Source organism: Stackebrandtia soli (genome assembly GCF_965137155.1).
GTDB lineage: Bacteria > Actinomycetota > Actinomycetes > Mycobacteriales > Micromonosporaceae > Stackebrandtia > Stackebrandtia soli.
In genome coordinates this window covers 35,107-41,106 of sequence record NZ_CBCRZX010000039.1, presented here as the reverse complement: position 1 = coordinate 41,106, position 6,000 = coordinate 35,107, and the positions used below count along the sequence as shown (strand labels likewise).

The following is a 6,000-nucleotide window of genomic DNA, read 5'->3' as shown; positions in this document are numbered from 1 at the left end:
GACGGGGAGCGGGGCCGTCGGGGGCGGTTGCTGACGTGGTTGTCGGGGGCCGCCCTGTTGTGGTTTCCGGTATTGGGCGCGGCGGTCGTCTTGAGTGTGGCGAGTGACGTCGAGTGGTGGCTGATCGTCCCGTTGGGTCTGGTCGAGCGGGCGTTGACGGCGAGCGAGCTGCTGATCGTGCTGATGGTGGCGTGGACGGCCGCAGCAACCACAATGGATTATGAGCGCGATCGCGCGTCGGCGGCTTGACGCGCACCTCGCGGGTTCTTCGAAACTGCGGCCGCGACGCGAGTCGCCGGTTCGATGACGAAGCCGACCGATCTGCGAGAACCGCCCGATACCGGGTTCGCGAGGGTGGCGAGGCGTTCGTTCCGCCGAGTAGCGTCGGGGCGTCAGTCCGCCGCAGCACACCGACGGTGAAGGAGCCGCACATGCATGACGACGGGAAGTTGACCGAGGAGCGTTGGCGTCGAGTGCTTCGGGAGCGTGTCGTCCCGGCGATCCACGGTCCGGCCGAGGCGTTGACGGTCGAGGTGTGGCACGCCCCGGGTGAACCGGTGCCGCCGAGCGACGGAATCGGTGCGGATTTCACCGAGACGACGGTGGGCGAGCGCTGGGGACGTCCGTGGGGAACGAGTTGGTTCCGTTTCACGGGAACGGTTCCGGCGGACTGGTCTGGTCGGACTGTGGAGGCCGTCGTTGATCTCGGTTTCGACGGTTTCGGTCCCGGTTTCTCCGCCGAGGGGCTCGTGTACCGGACGGACGGCACGCCCGTGAAGGGGCTGCATCCGCGCAATCATTGGTTGCGGATCGACGCGGCGCCCGGCGAGGCGGTGGAGTTCTATGTGGAGGCCGCTTCGAATCCGGAGATCCGTGGTCCGGTGACGGAGCTCGGTGACGTGGAGACGGCCGGGGACGAGCCCCTGTATCGGTTGCGGCGGGCCGAGCTGGCGGTGTTCCGGCCGGAGGTGTTCGAACTCGCGCACGACCTGGAGGTGGCGGGGCAGCTCGCCGTCGAGTTGCCCGTGGAACTGCCGCGCCGCGCCGAGTTGTGGCGAGCGATCGGGCGGGCTCTGGACGCGCTGGATCTGGCCGACGTGCCGGGGAGCGCGGCGGCGGCGCGCGCGGTGTTGGAGCCCGCGCTGGCAGCGGGGTCGGGCGCTTCGGCGCACACGCTGTGGGCCGTGGGGCACGCGCACATCGACTCGGCGTGGCTGTGGCCGTTGCGGGAGACGGTTCGAAAGGTCGCCCGAACGGCATCCAATGTGGTCAATCTGATGGACGATCATCCGGATTTCGTCTTCGCGATGTCCCAGGCGCAGCAGTTGGCGTGGATCGCGGAGCACCGCCCGGAGGTGTACGAGCGTGTCAAGGAGAAGATCGAGGGGGGCCAGTTCGTTCCGGTCGGCGGGATGTGGGTCGAGTCGGACACGAACATGCCTGGCTCCGAGGCGCTCGCCCGTCAGTTCGTCCACGGTAAACGGTTCTTTTTGGACGAGTTCGGAATCGAGACCGAGGAGGTGTGGCTGCCGGACTCGTTCGGATACTCGGCGGCACTTCCGCAGCTCGTGAAGCTCTCCGGCTCGCGCTGGTTCCTCACGCAGAAGATCTCCTGGTCGCAGACGAACCCGTTCCCGCACCACACCTTCTGGTGGGAAGGCCTGGACGGAACGCGGGTCTTCACGCACTTCCCGCCCGTGGACACGTACAACGCGGAACTCTCCGGTAAGCAGGTCGCGCACGCGGTCGCCAACTTCAGGGACAAGGGCGGCGCCTCAATGTCACTCGTCCCGTTCGGGCACGGTGACGGCGGGGGTGGACCGACCGCGATATGCTCGCCCGCGCGCGGCGACTGGCGGACCTCGACGGTTCCGCGAAGGTTCGGATCGCGCGGCCGTCGGAGTTCTTCGCCGCCGCCGAGGCCGAATATCCGGACGCGCCGGTGTGGGTCGGCGAGCTGTACCTGGAGCTGCACCGGGGCACCTACACGTCGCAGGCGAAGACGAAACAGGGCAACCGCCGCAGCGAGCACCTGCTGCGCGAGGCGGAGCTGTGGTCGACCACGGCGGCCGTGACCGGTTTCGAGTACCCGTACGACGAGCTCGACGAGCTGTGGAAAACGGTGCTACTGCACCAGTTCCACGACATCCTGCCCGGTTCGTCGATCGCGTGGGTTCACCGTGAGGCCGCCGAGACGTACGCGGAGGTCGAACGGCGATTGACCCCGATCACCGCCGAGGCGCAACGACACCTCGCCGGTGACGGGGACCGGATGATCGTCTTCAACGCCGCCCCGCACCCGCGTGCCGGTGTGCCGGGCGGTGGCGCCGCCGCGAGGCCGATCATCGACGGCGCCGACGTGACCGTCGAGACGACCGACGACGGATGGACGATCCACAACGGATTCGTCCGGGTCGACGTCGACGCGCGCGGCCTCGTCACGTCCGTCGTGGACTTGACCTCCGACCGCGACGCGGTTCCACCGGGCGGGGCCGCGAACCTGCTCCAGCTGCACCCGGACCTGCCGAACCGCTGGGACGCATGGGATGTCGACGCGTTCTATCGCAACACCGTGACGGATCTGGTCGACGTCGAGACGATCGCCGTCGTCGCCGATGGGCCCGACGACGCCGCCCTGCGCGTCGAGCGCCGCTTCGGCGACTCGACCGTCGTCCAACACATCGGCCTCACCAGGGGCGCCCGCCGGGTCGACATCGACACGCACGTCGACTGGCATGAGACGGAGACCCTCCTCAAGGCGGCCTTCGATCTCGACGTGCGCGCGGAGGTGTCCTCGGCGGAGACCCAGTACGGCCACGTCCGACGCGCGACCCACACCAACACGAGTTGGGAGGCGGCGAAGTTCGAGATCTGCGCGCACCGGTTCCTGCACGTCGCCGAGCCGGGTTGGGGTGCCGCGCTCGTCAACGACTCGACCTACGGTCACGACGTGACGCGTTCCGTCCGCGACGACGGCGGCACGACCACGACGGTTCGCCTGTCGCTGTTGCGGGCGCCGCGCTTCCCCGACCCGCACACCGATCAGGGCGAGCACCGTCTGCGGTACGCGCTGGTGGTCGGCGCCGACATCACCGACGCGGTGCGCGAGGGCTATCGGATCAACCTGCCGGAACGGTCCGTCATGGGCCGGCGGGAGGTCGCCCCGGTGGTGGCCGTCGACGACGACCGGATCGTGATCGAGGCGATCAAACTGGCCGACGACCGCAGCGGCGACCTCGTCGTCCGGTTGTACGAATCCTCTGGCGGCCGGTCGACCGGCGTCCTCGGAGTGACCGTTCCCATCGCTTCGGCCACTGAGACCGATCTGTTGGAACGGCCGCTCCCCGACGGCGTTCTCAGTCAGGACGCGAAGTCCACCGTGTGCTTCTCCGCCTTGGGCTTCTTCGTGGTGGAGAGCTTCGAGCCGTCGTCGAGGATGCGCAGGGAACCCTTGGGGTTGAACGAGACGGTGAACTCGGTGACGTCCTCGGGCACGTCGAAGACGTACTCGTAGTAGATCCACGTGGTGTCGTCGTTCTCCCGGTTCTCGAGGATGTCGTACTTCTCGTCATCCGCGCCGGTGAGGGACACCATCTTCTCGGGCTTGATGTCCCAGGCGATCTTCCCGTCCTCCTCGTGGACGTACCAGCTCACCTCGACGGTGACGAACCCACGGCCCTCCTTGGGCCAGCCGAGCTCCTCATCCCACAGCGTTCGGGTCAGGCTGATGTCGCCGGACCCCTCCGCCCAGCCCGTCCACTGTGAATTCTCGCCCTCGATCCGCATGGAGTAGCCGTCGGTGGCCTTGAATCCCTCGACACCGTGGTAGTAGCCCTCGACGACCGATTCGCGAACGCCCTCCCGAAGGTCGAACCGTTGCTCCATACCGGAATCCGACACGACCAGGTACGCCGGTTCCTTGGCGGGACCGACGGCGACGAGCACGTCCCCGTTCTCCGGCAGCTCCGGCAGCTCGATGCGCTTGTCCCCCATCAGGAAGAACGCCGTGACGTCGGTGGAGTCCGTGATCGGGTGATACGGCCGCGCGCCCGGGTTGGACGCGAGCTGGACGACGACGAACTCGTGCCCCGCGGTCGCCGATGGCGGGACACCGTCGGGGTAAACCGCAGAGATGTCCATATGAGACAGGAGTTGCAGACTCGGCGAGAACGCCGCGCAGGACACCGAGAAGGCGAAATGAGGCCCGATGAGAGCACCCGCCTCCTCGCCGATCGGCTCATCGCACAACGGTTCCTCGCTGACCTCGCCGACACTGTGGATATACCCCGAGATGCTGCGGAAAACGGCGGGGCCGGTGGCACAACCAGCCACGACGAGCAATGACATGGCGGTGGCCGCGAGCGCGACGATTCTGCGGATCTTCATGACGGGGGGCTCCTTAGACAGGCAAGGGTGTCTCCATAATGCGACGTCAGGGGATGACGTGCCACCCCGCGAAAGCAACGATTGCGCCACGGAATCGCCACATTGACGACGTAACCGGGCTTTTCGGACGTTTCGACGGGGAGCCGGGCCCGGACGGCGGGGCAACGCCTCCCGGGCCTCGGGCTACTGCGGAGGGGTCAGGATCTCGTCGAGTTCGGCGAGCTGTTCGTCGGTCGGTTCCCATTCCACGGCGGCGACGTTGGCGCGGACCTGTTCCGGCTTGGTCGCTCCGGCGATGACGGAGGCGCAGCCCGGCAGCGCGGCCAGACCGCCGATGGCGACGTCGAGCAGACTCACGCCGTTCGTCTCGGCGAACGCGAAGAGCGCCTCGACCCGGTCGAGTTTCTCCTCGGTGACGTAGGTGTCGTTGCCGTACAGCCGCGTGCCCTCCTGGGCGGCGACGCCGCGCCGGATCTTGCCGGTGAGCAGGCCGTTCGCGAGTGGGAAGTAGGGCAGCACGCCGAGTCCGTATTCGATGGCCGCAGGGGTGACCTCGCGTTCGGCTTCGCGTTCGAGCAGGGACCAGTGGTTCTGGGCGGAGACGAAACCGTTCAGTCCGAGTTCGTCGGCGGTGTGCGCGGCCTGCGCGATCTGCCAGCCGGAGAAGTTCGAGTGTCCGATATAGCGAATCTTGCCTTCGTCGATGAGCTCGTCGAGGGCTGTGAGCGTCTCCGCGATCGGTGTGACCGGGTCGGGCGTGTGGATCTGGTACAGGTCGATGTAGTCGGTGCCGAGACGGCGGAGCGACTCCTCGACGGCGCGGCGGATGTACGAGCGTCCGCCCTTGGCTCCGGCGGCGGGCCCATAGCCCATGTCCCCGTTCTGGTGGCCGAACTTGCTGGCGATGACGGCCTGGTCCCGTCGCTTGCCGAGAGCCTGGCCCAACAGGACCTCGGACTCGCCGTGACTGTAGATGTCGGCGGTGTCGAACAGGGTCACCCCGAGGTCGATCGCGGTGTTGACGACCGCGGCGGTCGCGTCGGCGTCGAGTCGACGGCCGAAGTTGTTGCAGCCGATGCCGACGATCGACACGTGCAGTCCGGAGTTCCCAAGCGGTAGATAGCGCATTCCCAGACCGTAACGCGGTCACCGTGGTCGGGGCTAGTGAGGCACCGTCGGCAAACGCCGGACATCCCCGTCGGCCGAATTGACATCGTCGACATGACGATGTCACCGAACCGGCCGAGTCGAACACGGATCGACGTTGCTGATCTACCATGGCGGCCGTCGGCCTCATCCATGTCGAGGACCCGTCGGCCGAACGACCGGTCGACAATAAAACCGCGGGACGCCTGACGACCGACCCGGTCGAAGGCGACAACGGCCCGGCCCGTGACTCGGGACGACCCCCTCCGGCCGCCCGTACGGGCGCAATGGTCGCAATAGGTCCGTCGTAGGTGCCGGACGCTGCGACGACGCCCCGACCCGGCACCGTTTGAGGCCATCGACGATCATCGAGGGGAGCGACCGGCCGTCCCCGGCGCCCTGTCTGGTGTGGATGGTCGTTCACGGGTGCCAACCGAAACGACCGACAGTGCCGGGACCGCCCGCCCG

2 protein-coding genes and 2 pseudogenes are annotated in these 6,000 nt (G+C 67.7%); 2 read left to right on the top strand and 2 right to left on the bottom strand.

From position 1 onward, the window contains the following. Positions 1-249: pseudogene (locus ACM9NP_RS18835) on the top strand (hypothetical protein); the annotation flags it as partial. 182 nt (positions 250-431) lie between these two features. Next, positions 432-3,349: pseudogene (locus tag ACM9NP_RS18830) on the top strand (alpha-mannosidase); the annotation flags it as partial. Positions 3,350-3,360: 11 nt separating this feature from the next. Here ACM9NP_RS18830 and ACM9NP_RS18825 read toward each other — a convergent pair. Both ACM9NP_RS18825 and ACM9NP_RS18820 read right to left on the bottom strand, forming a co-directional pair. Continuing rightward, on the bottom strand, positions 3,361-4,386 hold the full coding sequence (locus ACM9NP_RS18825; protein ID WP_415648058.1) for a hypothetical protein: 1,026 nt from the start codon (positions 4,384-4,386) through the stop codon (positions 3,361-3,363). A gap of 183 nt (positions 4,387-4,569) precedes the next feature. Then, positions 4,570-5,514 (bottom strand): aldo/keto reductase, encoded by a 945-nt coding sequence (locus ACM9NP_RS18820; protein ID WP_415648057.1) that lies wholly within the window; start codon positions 5,512-5,514, stop codon positions 4,570-4,572. Between the last annotated feature and the right edge of the window lie 486 nt (positions 5,515-6,000).